The following is a 690-nucleotide window of genomic DNA, read 5'->3' as shown; positions in this document are numbered from 1 at the left end:
TCGGTTTCGGGTCTACGTCATGCAACTGTGCGCCCAGTTAAGACTCGGTTTCCCTACGGCTCCCCTATGCGGTTAACCTTGCTACATAACGTAAGTCGCTGACCCATTATACAAAAGGTACGCAGTCACCCCACAAGGAGGCTCCCACTGCTTGTACGTACACGGTTTCAGGTTCTGTTTCACTCCCCTCACAGGGGTTCTTTTCGCCTTTCCCTCACGGTACTGGTTCACTATCGGTCAGTCAGGAGTATTTAGCCTTGGAGGATGGTCCCCCCATGTTCAGACAGGATATCACGTGTCCCGTCCTACTCGATTTCACCTTAAATACGCCGTCGTGTACGGGGCTGTCACCCTGTATCGCTCTCCTTTCCAGAAGATTCCACTGACGCATAAAAAGCTTAAGGGCTAATCCGGGGTCGCTCGCCGCTACTGCCGGAATCTCAGTTGATTTCTTTTCCTTCGGGTACTTAGATGTTTCAGTTCCCCGAGTTCGCCTCGCCACGCTATGTATTCACGTGACGATACTTACTTGTGTAAGTGGGTTTCCCCATTCGGAGATCCATGAGTATAGTGACTCTTACCGTCTTCTCATGGCTTATCGCAGGTTAGCACGTCCTTCATCGCCTCTGACTGCCAAGGCATCCACCGTGTACGCTTAGTCACTTAACCATACAACCCCAAGAGGTCTTG

Annotated in this window: 1 rRNA gene; it reads right to left on the bottom strand. The window is 51.3% G+C overall.

What is annotated here, in order from left to right:
- A 23S ribosomal RNA gene (locus tag A8L45_RS23370) occupies nucleotides 1–669 on the bottom strand; the annotation flags it as partial.
- Nucleotides 670–690: the final 21 nt, after the last annotated feature.

This window comes from Veronia pacifica, assembly GCF_001707825.1.
Lineage (GTDB): Bacteria > Pseudomonadota > Gammaproteobacteria > Enterobacterales > Vibrionaceae > Veronia > Veronia pacifica.
This window is presented reverse-complemented; position numbering and strand designations above follow the sequence as displayed.